Below are 17542 nucleotides of genomic sequence, written 5' to 3' on the forward strand. Positions count from 1 at the left end.
TTTGTGGTTTTGTGGTTGATGCCCGCCGATTGTGATAAGATCGCTACCATTTTCTTTGGCGTTGTGAGCCAGCATGCAAAATCGTTACAGCCAATTTGAAAAACGCAAGCAGGACCATATTGAATTGGCCCTCATGCCGTGTAACCAGACCGACGAAATGAATGATCTTGACAGCATTCATTTGGTCCATGAAGCGCTTCCTGATCTTGATTTTGCCGACATTTCCCTGCAGGGCATTCGTTTTGGCGAACCAGTCAGCACCCCCTTTCTGGTGAGTTCCATGACCGCAGGGCATCACGATGCTGCCCGCATCAATCGCTGCCTGATTGCAGCCTGTGCAGACAAAGGCTGGGCAATGGGGGTCGGATCACAACGCCGGGAATTGATGGATGATGAGGCGGCTTTTGAATGGTTGCCGTTGAGGCGTGATTACCCGCAGGTTGCGTTAATGAGCAATATTGGTATTGCCCAGCTGATTGATACGCCGGTTAAGCGCATCCAACAGTTGACGGAAGCGCTTGAGGCCCGGGCTTTGATTGTGCATTGCAATCCTTTACAGGAAGTCATTCAACCGGAAGGTACGCCGCAATTTAAAGGATGCTGGCAGGCCATTGAGCGGGTAGTGGCCGCTTTACCCATTCCCGTCGTCATCAAAGAAACCGGTTGCGGCTTTTCGGCTTCCACCTTAACCCGTCTGAACAATCTGGGAATTGCCGCGGTGGATGTCAGCGGTTTGGGCGGTACGCACTGGGGTCGCATTGAAGGCCATCGCGCGGCGGATTCACCAAAACGGCAACAGGCTGCAAAAACATTTGCCAATTGGGGCATTACCACCGTCGCCAGCGTTCGGCAGGCGGCAGCACTGAATCCTCACTATGAACTGTGGGGTTCTGGTGGGGTACGCCACGGGTTGGACGCGGCCCGATTAATTGCGCTGGGCGCCTCGACGGTGGGGTTTGCCAAGCCCATGCTTGAAGTGGCGTTAAAAGGGGTTGAGCAGGTCGTGGAACGCATGACCACAATAGAATACGAGTTAAAAGTCGCTATGTTTTGTACAGGTAGCTTACATTTGTCTGATTTAAAGGGGAAGGCATGTCCATGAACCATTTGGCTGATGAGTTATTTCAGGGCTTCTCCAGGTTAAACCGTGAAGAGCGATTTCAACGGTTGCTCCAACTCGGTGCATTAACCAAAGAAGATGTGCATTTTCTCCGTGAGGGCGGGGTGCAAAATACCCTGCTCGCTGATAAATTGATTGAAAACGTGATTGGTTATTTCCAATTGCCACTGGGTGTGGCTACCAATTTCCGCATCGATGGTCGCGATTATGTAATTCCCCTTGCCGTGGAAGAAACTTCCATTATCGCTGCCCTGTCAAAAACGGCCAAGTGGATAAGGCAATACGGTGAAATTGAGACCTGGGTGGAAGGGGAATGTATTCTGGGTCAGATCCAGTTTGCCAAAGTGAGAAATTTTGCCAATCTTGCCGCGATATTCGAAGAAAACAAGCAATTTCTCATTGAAAAGGCTAACGAAGACGTGGCCATGACCATGGTGAAGCGCGGCGGTGGCGTGGTTGATTTGGCGCTGCGTCATCTGCCCCGTGAAGACGGGGGCGACATGGCGATTATTCACCTGACCATGAACAGCTGCGACGCCATGGGGGCCAATATTATCAATCAGGTGCTTGAGTATTTAAAAACGCCCCTTGAACGACTAACCGGCGAACAGGTCACCATGTGCATCCTGTCCAATTTAAATGATCAGAAATTAACGACGGCCAGGGTGACCATCAACAGCATTGATCCGGAACTGGGCGAGCGCCTGCAGGAAGCGTCCTTATTTGCAGAATCAGACCCTTATCGGGCAGCCACGCATAACAAGGGGGTTATGAATGGCATCGATCCTGTCTTGATTGCCACCGGCAATGACTGGAGAGCGGTCGAGGCGGGTGTTCATGCCTATGCCACCCGTTCTGGTCGCTACCAGGCAATTTCACAGTGGCGTTACCAGCAGGGGCAATTGACTGGACAGCTCACGGCACCCATTGTGGTGGGCACTGTCGGCGGCGTAACCGCTCTTCATCCCACGGCAAAGATGTGTTTGCGCATGATGGGCATTGAATCAGCCAATCAGTTATCCCGTGTCATTGCCGCTGTGGGACTGGCGCAAAACTTGGGTGCCTTACGGGCGCTTTGTACGGAAGGGATCATTCAGGGACATATGAAGCTGCACATTGATAATCTGGTGCTGGTTGCAGGTGCTACTGACAAGGAGATGCCGGTTTTGAAAGAAAAATTAAAAAGCTGGCTTCGTATTAATAAACGAATCAGTGTGAATAACGCCTGTGAATTGCTGGCGGAAATCAGGCAGGCGGCGGGCTAATATGAAATGGTCTATTCCGGCAAAAACCTTTCTGGTGGGTGAATACGCCGCCGTCGCTGGCGGTCCGGCCATGGTGTTAACCACGTTTCCCTGTTTTGAAATGACGCTGGTGGATGGGGATCGCCATGACGGGATTCATCCGGATTCACCGGCAGGTCACTGGTGGGCGACGCATCGCATTCCAGCAAAAAGTCTGCTCTGGCATGACCCTTACGCCGGTAAAGGCGGTCTTGGCGCTTCGAGCGCCCAATTTATCGGGGCTTACCTTGCCAGTTGTGGCCTGCTGCATGTCAAAGCCAGCCGTCAGGTGTTACTGGAAGCCTATTATCAGACCTGTTGGCGAGGAGAGAGGGTTCGCCCCAGCGGTTATGATGTGGTGGCCCAAACCCAGCATCGCTGTGTTTACATCCATCGCCAGAAAGACGTGATTGAAAATTACCATTGGCCTTTTAAAAGCCTGTCTTTTTTGTTGCTGCACAGCGGTCAGAAACTGGCTACACACTACCATTTACAACGCGTGGCCTTGCCGCAGTCAACGGCCAGGCTATCCGACATCGCTGAAACGGCGCGCCAGGCTTTTATCGAGGCCGATGACGAGAAGCTGCTTCATGCAGTGAATGACTACCAGCAGCAGTTGACGGAATTGCGTTTAATGGCACCCCATACGCTCAATTACCTGCAGGCATTGAGAGCCAATAATCAGATTCTGGCGGCCAAGGGCTGCGGCGCCATGGGGGCGGATGTTTTATTGCTCATTGTCCCCAGCGAATCCCTGGTAGAGCAACAAAAAAAATTAACTGACGAGGGGTGGACGGTCTTAGCCAGCAATCATGAATTACACACTGGCAAAGCCCTTTTAAAAAATAATCCACCTAAAACACTTGAAATTTTACCCTGATAAGGTATTATTCCAGCCTCTTTGGGCCGTTAGCTCAGTCGGTAGAGCAGAAGGCTTTTAACCTTTGTGTCATAGGTTCGAATCCTATACGGCCCACCAGTTTTGGTGGACAAAAGTCCCAAAATAAAAAGTTGTCGTACACCCGTATCGGGCCGTTAGCTCAGTCGGTAGAGCAGAAGGCTTTTAACCTTTGTGTCATAGGTTCGAATCCTATACGGCCCACCAGTTTCCCCTTTGCGCTCGTAGCTCAGCTGGATAGAGTACTTGGCTTCGAACCAAGGTGTCGGGGGTTCGAGTCCCTCCGAGCGCACCATTTAAACCCTTTAAAATCAGGTAGTTAACGGTTGCCTGGATCGAAACGTGCCGTAAAAACCAAGTTACAGTGACGAAAACGTGCCAGAATTTTTTGTAATTCTTTCCGCTGCCACCTTTAAATGGTCACTTGAAAGATGCGCGTAACGTAACACCATTTCATATTCTGACCATCCACCTAATTGCTGTAATTCTTGCAATGAGGTACCATTTTGCACATGCCAACTTGCCCAAGTGTGACGCAAGTCATGCCAGCGAAAATCTTTGATTCCTGCCCGAATCAACGCTTTTTGCCAAGCATGATTATTACATCGCGTAACAGGCTTACCAAAATAGGTAAATACAAATGTGGGATGTAAGCCCACTTGTTTTTCTATAATGACAATTGCCTGAGAGTTTAAAGGAACAGGGATAGCCTTCTTTGTTTTAGATTGATCAGGGTGAATGAGTGCATGTTTTCTAATTAAATCCACTTCACTCCACTGCAATTGAGTAACATTAGATTGGCGTAAACCAGTTGCCAAAGTAAAAGCTGCCATATCTTTCAAATGATTTGGTAGCTCCTGAATCAATTTATTAGCCTGTCCCCTACTCAACCAACGTATACGTTTATTTTCAACTTTTCTCATTCTGAATAATGGCATGGTGTTTATCCACTGCCATTCCTTATGAGCTTTGTTTAAAATAGCACGTATAATTTCCAACATTCGGTTGACCGTCGTTGGAGTAACATTAGTCCGCTCTTTTTCTTGCGCAATAAATTCAATTAATTCGGCGTTAATTTCATCTAACGTTTTCTGGCCAAGATAAGGGTCCAGAAAGGCCAAATGAAATTTATCCGTAACTAAACTTCGTTTATGCGCTGATTCCTCTAACCATCGCACAACAGCATCTACCCACGATTTCTGTTGGGGTAATTTGGTATGCTTGTTACTCCATAGATCTTGTAGAAAATTATCATGGAATTGTTGCGCTTGTTGTTTTACTTTAGTCCTAGTGCTTCTGCGTATACGCTTGTCACCGAAGGTGACGTCGATCCACCAAAACCCATTTTTTTTCGTGAGTGCCATTTATTATCTCCTATATCGACACCCCACGATGCATCGCAAGTAGAGTACTTGTTTCGCATATACATCGCAAGATCTTGTTCTATAAAACGCCAACCTCGCCCTATCTTTACTCCAGGTAGTTCACCTGATGCAGCCATTCGTCGGATAGTTTCCCTGTGGGCGCCTAGAAACTTTGAAGCCTCTTCAATATTAAAAGTATTCATAAGCAACCCCATTTATAACCCTGGTGCACATATTTATTAGTATTGAGTGATCCTCTCCCAAAAACAGAGCCGTCAAAAACTAGAAAAAATTGACATCCGAGATTTTCTGCCTAAACTGATTTGGGGTCAAATTGTTCAGGGAGGAATGGGGCCGAAAATCGTTGTAATCTTGACGCCATTCCTCAATTTTTCTTTTAGCATCTTCCAGAGAAAGAAACCAGTGGCTGTTCAGGCATTCATCCCTAAAACTGCCATTAAATGACTCAATAAACGCGTTATCTGTTGGTTTTCCGGGCCTTGAGAAATCCAAAGTTACATTATTCTGATAAGCCCATTTGTCTAATATCTTTGAAATAAACTCAGGGCCATTATCAATCCGGATGCTTTTTGGTAGCCTGTTATCAAGGACTCTGAGCTCCTCAAGAACATTCACAACTTCCTCACCCCGAATAGTCGGCCCTACATGAATAGCCATGCATTCCCGACTAAAATTATCGACTATAGTTAAAGCCCGTATTCTCCTCCCATTAAACAGATTGTCAGAAACAAAGTCCATGCTCCAGCATTCGTTTAAAGTGGACGCCATTAATCGTTCTTCTCTGTGCGCACCAGCAACATGACGGCGCGGACGCTTTCTGCGAAGATTAAGACCTTCCTCACAATAAATGCGGTGAACTTTTTTGTGATTAATAACCCATCCTTCCCGCCTTAATAAAACATGAATGCGTTGATAACCATAACGTACCCGTGTGTGGGCTATCTCACGTATACGGTGTCTTACTGCTGTATCTTCGCCACGACATGAACGGTACTGATATACACTACGGCTTAACATTAGAACGTCACAACTTCTGCGGATGCTTATCCGGTAACTGTCCTGAAGGGCTAATGCCAACGCTCGCTTTTTCCGTGGCTTTAAAGCTTTTTTGACAGAACATCCTGCAACATCTGCTTATCAAGACTTAGGTCAGCAACCAACTGCTTAAGACGCTTGTTTTCATCTTCCAGCTGACGAAGTTTCCTGAGTTCCGATGCACCAAGCCCACCATATTTTTTCTTCCATATGTAAAATGTCGCCTCGCTTATTCCCAGCTTTCGGCATACCTCTGAAACACTCGTTCCCAGTTCCGCCTGCTTCAACCCAAACAGAATTTGTTCTTCTGTAAATTTGCTTCTTTTCATGATGGCTTATACCTTTTTTGCTTGTTGATATTTTGCCAGATTTCTCCAGTTTAGGGTGGATCTATTTTCAGGGAGGAGATCATGAGTTCAAGAATTAAATGATAAAGCCTCACAAGATCCCGTTCGCAATATAGATTAGTTGGCATTAACTCATCGAAATAAATAGAACGTAATTGTCTTATTGAGCAATTTAGTAAAGCAGCAATGTCTTTTAGAGTATAGTTAGTTGACTCTAATAGATAATTAATGATGTTCTTACAGATTTGTAGCCTAAAGTTATTTTCCACAACGAATACTCCTTTTCAACTTATTCTGTAGATAGCTACAGAAAACGCCTAAACATATTTTTTTATCTAAATCGGTTTGTTTATTTGTTACTGTTCATTCAACTTATGTGTATAATAAACGCTAGGTAAACAATACACACAAATATAAACGATAACGTTTATAATAAACAATTATGTTTATTTTGCAAGGTATTTATATGGATATAAAATTAAAAATAGGGTTAAGAATTAAAGAGTCGCGAAAAAACAAAAAATTCACTGCAGTGCAGTTGGCTGAAGTCACTGGTTTTTCAGCGCAACGAATTAGTAATTGGGAACGAGGAACAAGAACGCCCAGGTTTAAAGATGCAGAAATACTCGGTAGTGCATTGGGTGTTTCTCCAACATGGTTATTATTTTTAGATATTGACCACAAACCTATGAAGGATCATCCCTTCCAAACGATCCCTATAATCAATGCCTCATCTAAAATTGAAGGTTACCTCCCAATACCTTCATCAATTCAAGACAACATAACGCATGATGATTTTGCTTTTATTGTGCACGATAAAAGTATGTCTCCTATTTATAATGCAGGTGACCTAGTTACTTTCTGTAAAGAAAAACAGAACCACTGCGATTTAGTACTGATTCATATTAACGCTACAGAAGAGAACTTATTTAGAAAAATAAGCTCAGAAGACAATACGTTTATATGCTCACCTATCAATCCGGACTGGCCACAAATTCGATTTGAATCAGCATCAATGTTTCAAATAATAGGTTGGGTAAAGAATGGGGCTAAAGTATTTTATTAATTAATGAATAAAGAATTTCCTATCTTTACAATCATTAAGATCTCATCATTTGAAAACCCCTTTTTCAGAACAAGCTTATTTAAAGATATCCCAAATATATCGGATAATGTAACAAGATTGTGTTCTGTACTGCTTAAGATTGTATCAATAACCTGAGTCGCAATACGCTCTCCATTAATAACCTGTTCACTTACAATCTTCATGATTAAAATCCTTATTACGACAACAACAACGTACTTTACTTATTTGACAAGCTTGATTTGATTAGAGCATAATATGTTTGTCATTTATATCACTAAAATCTTTGGCAAATACGCATTTTAATTCAAAATAAAAAGCAAATTAATTAACAAAAAGACTAATATGGAATTTTGTAGGAATTTTACTAGAGTTTGTTGGGATGAAATTAGAGAGGAAGTAAAACGCTCTAATCCTGAGTTTTTTTTCTTAGTTGATGAAATTGCGCCAGGAAAAGATTTCCCACTATATGTTTTTAACTTTGGATATGGTGATTTAATTGGTGATTCTGAAACCTTTTATATTCCGCACCAAGGAAAGCTTCAAACTCTTAATAATTTTTCATCTCAAGAACCAATTACTAAAGACCTCTTTTATGGATTTCACAGTTGTCCATTAGGTCTTGTATTAGATAAGTGCTTTGAATGGTACTTAAGAGGTGATTCAGAAAATGAAACGCATCCTGTTTACATAGATAAGAAAGGGGATTTTTTTAACATTGGACATGTAACCCAGATAAAACCACTTAAACGATACTTGCCTAATGGCATACTGTCTGTAAAAGCTGGGGCACAAACCACTCTTGTAATACAAAATATTGGATGCAAAAGAAGCCATAATCGTCTTATTCGATCTGGAATTGATTGCACCATCCCCAATTCATACCATGATCACAGTGAATTTTTTAAACGAATTTACCAATCTTGCCCTGCTGAAAGTAAATGGAGGGCCTCTATTGTTTACTTCTCTGAAAAATGGATAGATAACATTGTTAATAATCCTGAGTGGATCAATATTAATAAATATTTCTTTAAGTATTATCTACATTATTATGCTTACACCTACTATGGGGACTATTATCAACATATTTTTAGGGTTGCTTTTGATAAGTCAAATTTAGAACGAGATTTTTTTATTCAAGATACCGCTAAATATATCTTTGAAATTCTCATAGGTGAAAAATATGGGTTTTCGTTTACCAATACCGATGAGTTCTTGCCTGCATCATGGATAGGCTACGTTTTAAAAGACATTTATAAGCTAAAAACAGAACCGTCTATATTAATACCTAAAAAACATGTTGAAAAAAATCCAGTATATTTTTCGCTTCAACATCCTATTTTTCGACCATATCAAGGGTTGTCCAGAAAAAGAGCGACTCTAATTTCTGAGCTTGAAAATATGAAAATCGTTACAAATAAATATAAAGAACTATTTTCCTCTAATCATGAAGAATGGGCTGGTACAATTCTTGAAGAAAAAGCCAAAAAAGCTCAATTTGTTTATTACCATGGGTTTGAGAATAAAAAAAATTGGCTTTCGGACATTCATCATTTATTAAAAAATGATTCTGGAGTGCATCATTTAAGCAATGACACTTTTTGTCAAGATGCGCCTTTTTTTAAAGGATGCATCTCAATAAACAGCTTCTAATCGCTGTGCTCTTTTAGAATTAAATACTAAGAAGGCACTCATGAAACAAAGCAAAGAAGATATTGTCCAAGCACTTTGGGCATTGAAATAATACATTGCTACTCCTGATATGAGAGGGCCAATCATCATGCCTAATGCATATGCGCTGCGCCACGCCCCTATACCTAGGCCACTGTGGTTAGAGCTTCCATATTGATGACATAATGCAACGGAGTACGCCATAAACAACATTTCACCAAGAGTAAATACTAAAAGCGAACAAAACATTCCTTGTATTGTAGAAGACAGGCCCATAGCAAACGTTGACACCCCTAATAAAATACAGCCGATACAAGCAACTATATGTTTATTGAATCGCTCAATCCTTTTTGATAATTTTACTTGAAATAATGCGATTAAAATGGGATCAGTTGCGAAAAAAAATCCAATGATTAAAGAATTTCCTATTGTTTCGTTTAAGTGAATGCCTAGTACTGTTTTTTGTATCCCATAAGTTAAACCGATGCAAAATACTGAAAATAACATTGGAATAAGCGAGCTATAGACTGACTCAATTTCTTCTTTATTACTGGGTTTTGCGGCCACATCCTGATTACTGATTTCTAATTTTAGAAAAATAACTATTGAAAACAATATCAAAGTAACGCCGACCAAAGTCATTGCTAATTTAAAATGATTTTGCGCTAAAAGCATTATCAAAACCATTGCCACAATACCACCAGTATTTTCCAGTGCATTTTTATAGGATTGGGCAATCGTTAAACTGTGATTGGTATTTTTTGAAATCTGCAAGAAAGATGAGTTACTGCAAGTGATGAACAAGTTGATCCCAAATCCCATTAACAATACAAAGACAACAGATAAATGAAAAGAACTCACTTTTGCTAGAATAACAAATGCGACGCCCATGAGTAAGAAACTTGCCCCAATTATACCCTTTGCTTGTGCTTTTCCCGTAACGTATCCACCACATATACTGCCCAAAATAGCTCCAATCCCCATTGAAAAGCCTAAGAAGCCTATATTTAATTTATTAAAATTGGTGCTTACACTAAAAAAATACGCAATATGGTAAGATAGGCCGCCTCCAATAGCCTCTATAAAAGAAAGAGCCAATAATAATTTACAAGTGACTGGTAAATCACTAAAAGAGAACCCTACTTTAGAAGAGCTGACTGTTGAGCTCATTGTAATCCCTCACATTAAATAAAAATTAGATACATCCACTAAACTATGCCACTTGATTTAATAACCTTAATGCATCAGAACTCGGCATTCGTTGTATTTTATCGGGAGGAATATACAAAGTAGACAGTGTTGTTAACTCTTGCCTATCAAGTTGCTCTAAATCAAATTCAGATATCTTTGGATGAGTACCAGGATAAAGAGCGGCTTCGTAAATAACCGCTTTTTTTTCTTTTTTATAGAGTTCGATTAATTTTTTTTTAATAAAATTAAGAGCCTCAAAATTGATTTTATTTGTTGGTAAACCCAGATTTCCAACCATACCAATCTGGTAAATTACTACATGAGAAGAAGGATCTACTACTTTATCATATAGAAGATATTCCGTAGCATCAAAGGATTGGATACCTCCAGATGCGGGATCAAACCTAAGATCGGCATATAAACAATCTTGAGTTGAAATACCAGGGCACACCACTGTTTTAATGCTATCATCAAGCATAGACAAAGCGAGCAAGCCAGGAGTAGCAAACACACATGGATGACCATATATAACAACACATAATGATCGTACATCTTCTATCGCGCTATAAATATATTGTGCAATATTATTATAAGCACTTTCTCTTGATTTAGAGTTAAAGTATATTTCATCCAGTGACTCTGATGATTTCGCTAATTTACGAATATAGCGCTCTAGCAAGGGTTCATTAACTAAGTAGATTACCTTATCACAAGTAGAAATATATCCTTTTGCTTCTTCTGTAATATGAGCTATTGTTTTAATTCCAGTACCAACTAACGCTACAACTTTCACTTAAATCCTTATTTGGTCACTGGAAAAACATGGCTCATATCCGGATACGGGATCACATGGCTCATATCCGAAAAATTCTTTTTATCAGTGATTAACTCCCTGATCTTATGTGTATCTGAGTTTTTATATGATTCAACCAAGCTTTTACTTAAAACCCAATCCTCTAAAGCCACTGTATCAAGGAGTGGATTTTTCACCAATGCCTCAACTGCATCTAATAATTCCATAGTCCCTCCAAAATTTGGCAATCAAAATTTTGCACTATTTATTTTATAAAAATTTAAATCATTATCCTATCAAAAATCAATCATTATCAAGAAATCTTTTATTTCAAATAACATGTGTCATTCAGCACCCTAATGGGACCACTTTGTCATCACCTAAAGGGACCACCCCATTAGCACTTAATGGGACCACCTAGTCATCACATAAAGGGACCGGGCTGTCAGCAGCTAAAGGGACCACCCCACCTATCAAACTTTGGTTAAAAATGAACATAATTTTTCTCTGTTTATTCATAAATGGGGAAATGGATGTCAAACCGGAGATTTGAGATGCACGAATATATCATTATTATTAGCCAATTGCGTCAAGGCGCTACGCTCAGAGGGCTGTCCCGTGACAAACTTGCCGATAGAAAAACGCTTAGGAGGGTGCGTGACATTGCGATAGAGCAAGGCTGGTTAGAAAAGGATAAGTCAATCCCCACAGAACAGGAACTGGCGTTATTTTTGAAAAGAGCAGTGCCAATAGCTTTTTGAGCATACAGCCATACCGGGTGAAGATTGAAGAATGGACCAGACAGGGCGTTCAGGCCAGCACTATCTATGCTCATTTACAACGAGAACATGGTTTTAAAAGTAGTTATAGCGTTGTTCAACGCTATATCAAGTCTTACAAGGAAAAACAACGAGCGGTCACCACGATATTAGAGTTTAAACCGGGCGAATCAGCACAGGTTGACTTTGGGCAAGGACCTAAAATTACTGATGGCAAAGGAGAGGAACAGAAGACCTGGATCTTTGTGATGGTGCTCTCCTGGAGCCGTCATATGTATGCAGAAATGGTCTTACATCAGGATGTTGAGACATGGCTTGCCTGCCATCGGCGTGCCTTTGAATGGTTTAATGGTGTTCCAGAAAAATAATTATAGATAACGCGAAGTGTGCGATTACGAAAGCTTGTTACCACAACCCTTGCGTTCAAAAGGCATATGGGGAGTGCGCATCAGGCTATGGTTTTATTATTTCCCCATGTCCTCCGTATGATCCCCAGAAAAAGGCCGAGTTGAATCCGGGGTTAAGTACGTTAAAAACCGCTTTGTTCCACTGCGCCAGTTTAGAAGCTTAAACGATGCGAACGAGCAGTTAAAGATCTGGTTAATACAAGAGGCTGGCGCGCGCAACCACGGCACTACTCATGAAAAGCCTTTGGTTCTATTTGAAATTGAACAACCTCTTCTTAAAAAACTGCCTAACCATCCGCCCGAGTTTGCGGCGTGGGAAAAGGTCAAGCTTCATGGTGATTGCCATGTGCAATACAAGAAATGCCGATATTCAGGTCCATATCGCCTCGCACGGCAAGAGCTTTGGCTTAGAGCAACGGATACAACTATCCGACTGTATTTCAATCATCAACTGGTAGCACTCCATCCGAAACTCGAAATACCAGGCACCAAACATACAATACCAGAACACCTTCCACCGAATGCTTTGGCTTACTCGATGCGAGATGCCCAGTGGTGCCTAAAGCAAGCACATGAAGTTGGAAGCCAATGCGTGATTGCTATTGAGGGACTATTAAATGATTCAGTCGTAGATTATCTTCGGGCTGCACAAAGCATTCTCGGTCTTAGGAAAAAATATGGCGATGACCGTCTGGAGGCTGCTTGCCATAGAGCGCTTGTTTTTCAAAGCGTGCATTATAAAACAATCAAGACGATGCTAGAGGTTGGGGCTGAAAAGCAAGCCTTACCGCATGAGGAAGAACCGACAACATTGGCCAAACCCTATTCGGTAGGGGAAAGTTCTGCCGGAATACGTCCCACTTATTACACTAATACAAACAACAGGAGACAAATGATGATAAACCCGATGCCCGAGCTATCTTCGCAGTTAAAACAACTACGGTTATCGCATGTTGCTGAGAACATCCCGCTGCGTAACCGTGAGTCTATAGAAAAGAAGCTAAGCTACCCTGAGTTTCTGGGATTACTGCTTCAAGATGAGTTATTAGGAAGGGAAAACAAAAATTAAGAACACGAATGAAGCGTGCACGTATCCGTGGTGACAAGACGATAGAATCATTCGATTTTGACTTTAACCTTAAAATCAATCGCGCTCAAATACAGGAGTTAATCTCGTGTTCATTTATTGCAGAAAAAGTTCCCATTCTCATCGTAGGACCTTGTGGAACAGGGAAATCTCATATTGCTCAAGCCATAGCTCATTGTGCGATACAAAGAGGAATCGATACACTCTGGCTTTCGCAAAATCAACTCTTTAATGAGTTGCAAGCAGCTAGAGCATCAGGTCGATTTGATAAAAAGTTCTCAGAACTGGTGAAAATGCCACTACTAATCATCGATGATTTTGGACTAAGACCATTACGCAACCCCCAGGATGAGGATTTTCACGACCTAATCTCGGAAAGATATGAGCGTGCATCAACGATCATTACATCCAATCTGGACTTTAGCGAATGGGGTTCTGCTTTCCTAATCGATTACTTGCTGCAGCCACTATCGATAGATTAAGACATAATTCATATCGGGTTACATTAGATGGTCCCAGTTACAGAGGAGAGCGAGAAACAAAAAGCGAAAATAACATGTATAATTAACTAAAAGTGGACAAGTTTGATAGGTACCGTTTTGACATTTTAGGCGGTCCCATTAGCTGCTGATCGACGGTCCCTTTAGCATGCTGAATGACAACATGTCCGTGCATAGAATATCATTACGGATTGACTCATATTATTCCACAAATGTATGTTTTTGAACACAAATTATTTTGCGCTTGCCTCAATGTCTACGGTTTTTACTTCCTAAATTATTTAATGTTATCCTCCTCAATCATATGATAATAATCAATAAGGACTCTATTTGACGAGTTTACAGATAATATCCCATTTTTTTCCATTTTTTTGGCCGAAAAATAATTTTAAAAAAAAGTTTCGGGTCATATTTTCATTATTTTTGGTTTTCACAACACTCGCCTTAAATTTAATTGTACCCATTTTTTTTAAAGATATAGTAACTGCATTATCCGGTACGATAAGGACATCGAGCATGATGATTATCTCGCTGATCTGCTGTTATGGATTACTCTGGATGCTGGCAAGATGCAGTGAAAAAATTCGCGAGATGCTTTCTTTTGTAAACATAAGTACAACAATTGCGGATTATAGTACTCATGTCTTTGCACACCTTCATGCTTTAAATTACAAATTTCATCTGGATAAGGAAACCGGAAAAATAACCAGCGCTATCAGTCGCGCACAGCTTGCAATCGCGATGCTTATCTCGAACATATTGTTTCGGATTGTGCCTGTTTTTTTAGAAATTCTCTTCGCTTTTTTAATCATTTGGCACTTCTATGGCTTAAGCTATGGCCTCTATCTAATTATTATTTTGGGAATCTATCTTGTTTTTAATGGACTCACTCAAAAAAAATCCACAGTCCTGCAAAAAAATTGTAGCATTGCTGAATTAAATGTAAGTTCCGCAATTACCGACAGCCTACTCAACACAGAAACTGTAAAATACTACAACAGTCAAACCGTAGAACATAAAAAAATAGACCAATTTTTACAAGAAAGCGTTCATGCAAATACAGCATTATTTAGTGGAAACGGTACATTTTTGGTGATACAAACACTCATTATTGCGGGGGGTCTTGCCTTTTTGTCCTATAAAGTAGGGTACCAAATTTTAATTGGACAGTTAAAAATTGGTGACTTTGTCCTGATTAATGGCTATTTATTACAGTTATTTGAACCTTTAAGCGAAGCTAGTGTGCGTTGGCGAGATACCAAAAATGATTTATCCAAAATAGAATATTCAGCCTATTTATTAGATCAAACCGATGAAGTTGAACAAGACCATCCTGATGCAAAACCTTTATTCATTACCGGCCCGCATGTTCACTTTAAAAACGTCACTTTCGGTTACCAACCAGAACACCCCATTTTAAAAAATGTAAGCTTCGAAGTTCCACCCGCAAAGATGACAGCTATTGTGGGACCCAGCGGATCGGGTAAATCAACGATTGCACGATTATTGCTGGGATTATTTGAAGTCACTCAGGGACAAATACTCATAGATGACCAGGATATTACTGCTGTGAGCAAGCATTCATTACGCCAACAAATCGGAATTGTTCCACAAGAAGTTCTACTCTTCAACAATACGTTGAGGTTTAATCTCTGCTACGGTGCTCTAAATATCTCCGAGCGTGAAATCAATAACGTAATCCAACTGGCGCACTTGGAAGAGATGGTAAAAAACCTCCCCAAAGGAATTGAAACCAACATCGGTGAAGGGGGTTTTAAATTATCAGGAGGAGAACGCCAGAGGATTGGAATAGCAAGATGTTTATTACGCAACCCGAGTATTTTGTTATTTGATGAAGCAACCGCATCGCTCGACACGCAGACTGAAAAAAATATCCAGGAAAATATTGAGGAAGTTACAAAACATACCACCAGTATAGTCATTGCACATCGTTTGAGTACGATTATTCATGCTGACAACATTCTTGTTTTACAAGACGGAGAAATCGTAGAAGCTGGAACGCATCAAGAATTAATCGAGAAAAAGGGATTATATTACTCCATGTGGAATAGCCAGCAGCAAAAGAGTGCATCATGATGAATGAAAGTTTACCCAGCATTAAAGAAACTATCTACTATCTTTGGCCTTGCGTTTGGACAAAGAACAGCCTAAGAGGAAAAATTCACGTTGTCTTGGCTCTCTTATTTATATTGATTTCCATTGCACTAAATTTGTGTGTCCCCATTTTTTTAAAAGAAGCCATTAATGCACTCTCTGGACATGCCCTATTTTTAAACAGCACCCCTTTAGTCATCATTCTGACTTATGCATCGGTTTGGGGTGCATCCAAAGCTTGTATCACCCTCAGTCAAGTAATAGCTTTTCCTGTAGAATTAGAAGGGGCGAGAAAATTTTGTTTAGAACTTTTTGATCACGTACAAGCGCTTTCCACAAAATTTCATAGAGAACGTAAATCAGGCGAAATTCTTACAATCATAGAACGTTCACACTCGTCTGCTGTTGATCTTATTGGTCGACCTATTGTGATGATATTGCCGGTTCTTATAGAAATAATTTTTGCTATGATTTTTTTGAGCTATTTTTATGATCTTTTTTTTGGATTGGTTCTATTGTTGATGCTGGTTTCTTATATCTTGCTAAGCTATTACACCGCTCAATGGATTGTAAAATGCAGAATGAAGCAAAACAATGAAGATGCATCTGCAAACGCCTATCTGGTGGAAAGCCTGTTGCATGCGGATACCGTGAAATATTTTAATACCCAACAGGATGAAATCAATACAGCTGCTCAAAAATTACAAGAAAAGGCCTGTGCAGATACTCGAGCATTAAATGCCGATGCAAAAATTCATCTTATGCAAAATGTCATTGTCGGTATGTGTGTTATTATTATGCTCTTACTTGCTGGCAGCCGAGTCATTGCAGGGAGCATGAATGTCGGAGATTTTGTACTGGTCCATGGCTATTTATTCATGTTCATGCTGCCATTATCCATGCTAGGCTATCGAATTCGTGTTACCCGAGATGATTTAGCTCGTTTTCAAACCGCGATTCAGTTGCTGAAAATTCCTATCGATATTCAAGACCAACCCAATGCCAGAACACTTAAGTACAAAGAAGGAAAAATCCAATTTGATCACGTCCATTTTACTTATAATGAACATCGAAAAATTCTTGATGACGTTAGCTTTATAGTTGAACCCGGTACCACTACTGCAATCGTTGGATCCTCAGGATCCGGCAAATCCACTCTCGCAAGATTAATCTTTCGGCTTTACGATTTGAATTCGGGGAGTATTCAGATTGATGGGCAAAATATTAGCAATATCCAACATGCATCACTCAGAGCAATACTCGGTATTGTTCCTCAGGAAACTGCTTTATTCAATGATACCTTAAGAAATAACCTGATATATGGAAATCCGCATGTCACTCATGATGAATTGGCGGATGCAATACAAGCAGTACATCTTGACAGGTTCGTGGCAAAACTGCCTGATGGGTTAGAAACCAGAGTTGGTGAGCGCGGATTAAAATTGTCTGGTGGCGAAAAACAGCGAGTGGCCATCGCTAGAATGCTGCTTAAAAAACCTAAAATTTTTATTTTTGATGAAGCAACATCTTCACTGGATATGAAAACAGAGAAAGACATTCAGACCTGTCTCAAACAGATATCGATCAACACAACAACACTTATTATTGCACATAGACTTTCTACAGTAACGCATGCAGATAATATTCTGGTACTCGCTAAAGGTGTGATTATTGAGCAAGGTACCCACAATGAACTACTAAATCAAAATGGTGCCTATGCTCAATTGTGGAAAGCTCAAAGTCAAAATAAAATTGACACAGGGTCTATTAATGGCTTTGTTCCTTAGCTCATTATCCTCCGAAAAATACCTCTATATTTTGAGGAGGATAATGCTTGGTTATGCTGT

Annotated in this window: 16 protein-coding genes, 3 tRNA genes and 1 pseudogene; 13 read left to right on the plus strand and 7 right to left on the minus strand. The window is 40.6% G+C overall.

The features are described from left to right. Positions 1-73 precede the first annotated feature (73 nt). The 6 genes from fni to GH742_RS02915 all read left to right on the plus strand — a co-directional run bounded on the left by fni (position 74) and on the right by GH742_RS02915 (position 3596). On the plus strand, positions 74-1102 hold the full coding sequence (gene fni, locus GH742_RS02890; protein ID WP_203456074.1) for a type 2 isopentenyl-diphosphate Delta-isomerase: 1029 nt from the start codon (positions 74-76) through the stop codon (positions 1100-1102). Next, entirely contained in the window at positions 1093-2385 is a 1293-nt protein-coding gene (locus tag GH742_RS02895) for a hydroxymethylglutaryl-CoA reductase, degradative (protein WP_203456075.1), read from the plus strand. The genes fni and GH742_RS02895 overlap by 10 nt, the downstream gene beginning before the upstream one ends. A gap of 1 nt (position 2386) precedes the next feature. Then, complete coding sequence (locus tag GH742_RS02900) at positions 2387-3283, plus strand: mevalonate kinase (protein ID WP_203456076.1); 897 nt, start codon at positions 2387-2389, stop codon at positions 3281-3283. A 23-nt stretch (positions 3284-3306) separates the two neighbouring features. Continuing rightward, positions 3307-3382: transfer RNA gene (locus GH742_RS02905), tRNA-Lys, on the plus strand. A 50-nt stretch (positions 3383-3432) separates the two neighbouring features. Then, positions 3433-3508, plus strand: a tRNA-Lys gene (locus tag GH742_RS02910). Positions 3509-3519: 11 nt separating this feature from the next. Next, a tRNA-Arg gene (locus GH742_RS02915) sits at positions 3520-3596 on the plus strand. Between the two features lie 64 nt (positions 3597-3660). Here the strand turns inward: GH742_RS02915 and GH742_RS02920 are convergent. From GH742_RS02920 to GH742_RS02930, 3 genes are all read right to left on the minus strand, one after another. Then, complete coding sequence (locus tag GH742_RS02920) at positions 3661-4665, minus strand: site-specific integrase (RefSeq protein ID WP_010947770.1); 1005 nt, start codon at positions 4663-4665, stop codon at positions 3661-3663. Beyond that, positions 4578-4880: a helix-turn-helix domain-containing protein gene (locus tag GH742_RS02925; protein ID WP_010947771.1), complete on the minus strand. Its 303-nt coding sequence runs from the start codon at positions 4878-4880 to the stop codon at positions 4578-4580. Before GH742_RS02925 ends, GH742_RS02920 begins: the two co-directional genes overlap by 88 nt. Before the next feature lie 67 nt (positions 4881-4947). Beyond that, a protein-coding gene (locus tag GH742_RS02930; RefSeq protein WP_203454544.1) for an IS3 family transposase occupies positions 4948-6050 on the minus strand; the annotation gives its coding sequence in 2 pieces (ribosomal slippage) (positions 4948-5798 and positions 5798-6050; 1104 coding nt in all). Positions 6051-6534: 484 nt separating this feature from the next. Here GH742_RS02930 and GH742_RS02935 point away from each other — a divergent pair. After that, complete coding sequence (locus GH742_RS02935) at positions 6535-7134, plus strand: helix-turn-helix domain-containing protein (protein ID WP_015444252.1); 600 nt, start codon at positions 6535-6537, stop codon at positions 7132-7134. Here GH742_RS02935 and GH742_RS02940 read toward each other — a convergent pair. Beyond that, on the minus strand, positions 7131-7337 hold the full coding sequence (locus GH742_RS02940; RefSeq protein WP_021436844.1) for a hypothetical protein: 207 nt from the start codon (positions 7335-7337) through the stop codon (positions 7131-7133). The two genes, GH742_RS02935 and GH742_RS02940, sit on opposite strands and share 4 nt — an antisense overlap. Before the next feature lie 160 nt (positions 7338-7497). Here GH742_RS02940 and GH742_RS02945 point away from each other — a divergent pair, with 160 nt between their 5' ends. Next, positions 7498-8805 (plus strand): hypothetical protein, encoded by a 1308-nt coding sequence (locus GH742_RS02945; RefSeq protein ID WP_010947773.1) that lies wholly within the window; start codon positions 7498-7500, stop codon positions 8803-8805. Here GH742_RS02945 and GH742_RS02950 read toward each other — a convergent pair. From GH742_RS02950 to GH742_RS02960, 3 genes are read right to left on the minus strand one after another with little or no spacing between them, the layout of a single operon-like run. After that, a complete protein-coding gene (locus GH742_RS02950) occupies positions 8788-9993 on the minus strand; it encodes an MFS transporter (protein WP_010947774.1) in 1206 nt (401 codons plus the stop codon). The two genes, GH742_RS02945 and GH742_RS02950, sit on opposite strands and share 18 nt — an antisense overlap. 43 nt (positions 9994-10036) lie before the next feature. Further along, a complete protein-coding gene (locus GH742_RS02955) occupies positions 10037-10807 on the minus strand; it encodes an SAM-dependent methyltransferase (protein WP_010947775.1) in 771 nt (256 codons plus the stop codon). An 8-nt stretch (positions 10808-10815) separates the two neighbouring features. Further along, the gene (locus tag GH742_RS02960; protein ID WP_015444251.1) at positions 10816-11034 is read right to left on the minus strand and encodes a hypothetical protein; all 219 of its coding nucleotides are present in this window, start codon (positions 11032-11034) and stop codon (positions 10816-10818) included. 327 nt (positions 11035-11361) lie between these two features. On the opposite strand from GH742_RS02960, the pseudogene istA reads away from it, so the two are divergent. The 5 genes and pseudogenes from istA to GH742_RS02985 all read left to right on the plus strand — a co-directional run bounded on the left by istA (position 11362) and on the right by GH742_RS02985 (position 17482). Then, positions 11362-12866: pseudogene (gene istA, locus GH742_RS02965) on the plus strand (IS21 family transposase). A gap of 19 nt (positions 12867-12885) precedes the next feature. Further along, complete coding sequence (locus GH742_RS02970; RefSeq protein ID WP_203455982.1) at positions 12886-13062, plus strand: hypothetical protein; 177 nt, start codon at positions 12886-12888, stop codon at positions 13060-13062. An 8-nt stretch (positions 13063-13070) separates the two neighbouring features. Continuing rightward, a complete protein-coding gene (locus GH742_RS02975) occupies positions 13071-13562 on the plus strand; it encodes an ATP-binding protein (protein WP_203456077.1) in 492 nt (163 codons plus the stop codon). 348 nt (positions 13563-13910) lie between these two features. Then, a complete protein-coding gene (locus GH742_RS02980) occupies positions 13911-15677 on the plus strand; it encodes an ABC transporter ATP-binding protein/permease (protein WP_010947776.1) in 1767 nt (588 codons plus the stop codon). Then, a complete protein-coding gene (locus tag GH742_RS02985) occupies positions 15674-17482 on the plus strand; it encodes an ABC transporter ATP-binding protein/permease (RefSeq protein ID WP_010947777.1) in 1809 nt (602 codons plus the stop codon). Before GH742_RS02980 ends, GH742_RS02985 begins: the two co-directional genes overlap by 4 nt. Positions 17483-17542 lie beyond the last annotated feature (60 nt).

Origin of the sequence: Legionella sp. MW5194 (assembly GCF_016864235.1) — a bacterium.
Classification (GTDB): domain Bacteria; phylum Pseudomonadota; class Gammaproteobacteria; order Legionellales; family Legionellaceae; genus Legionella_C.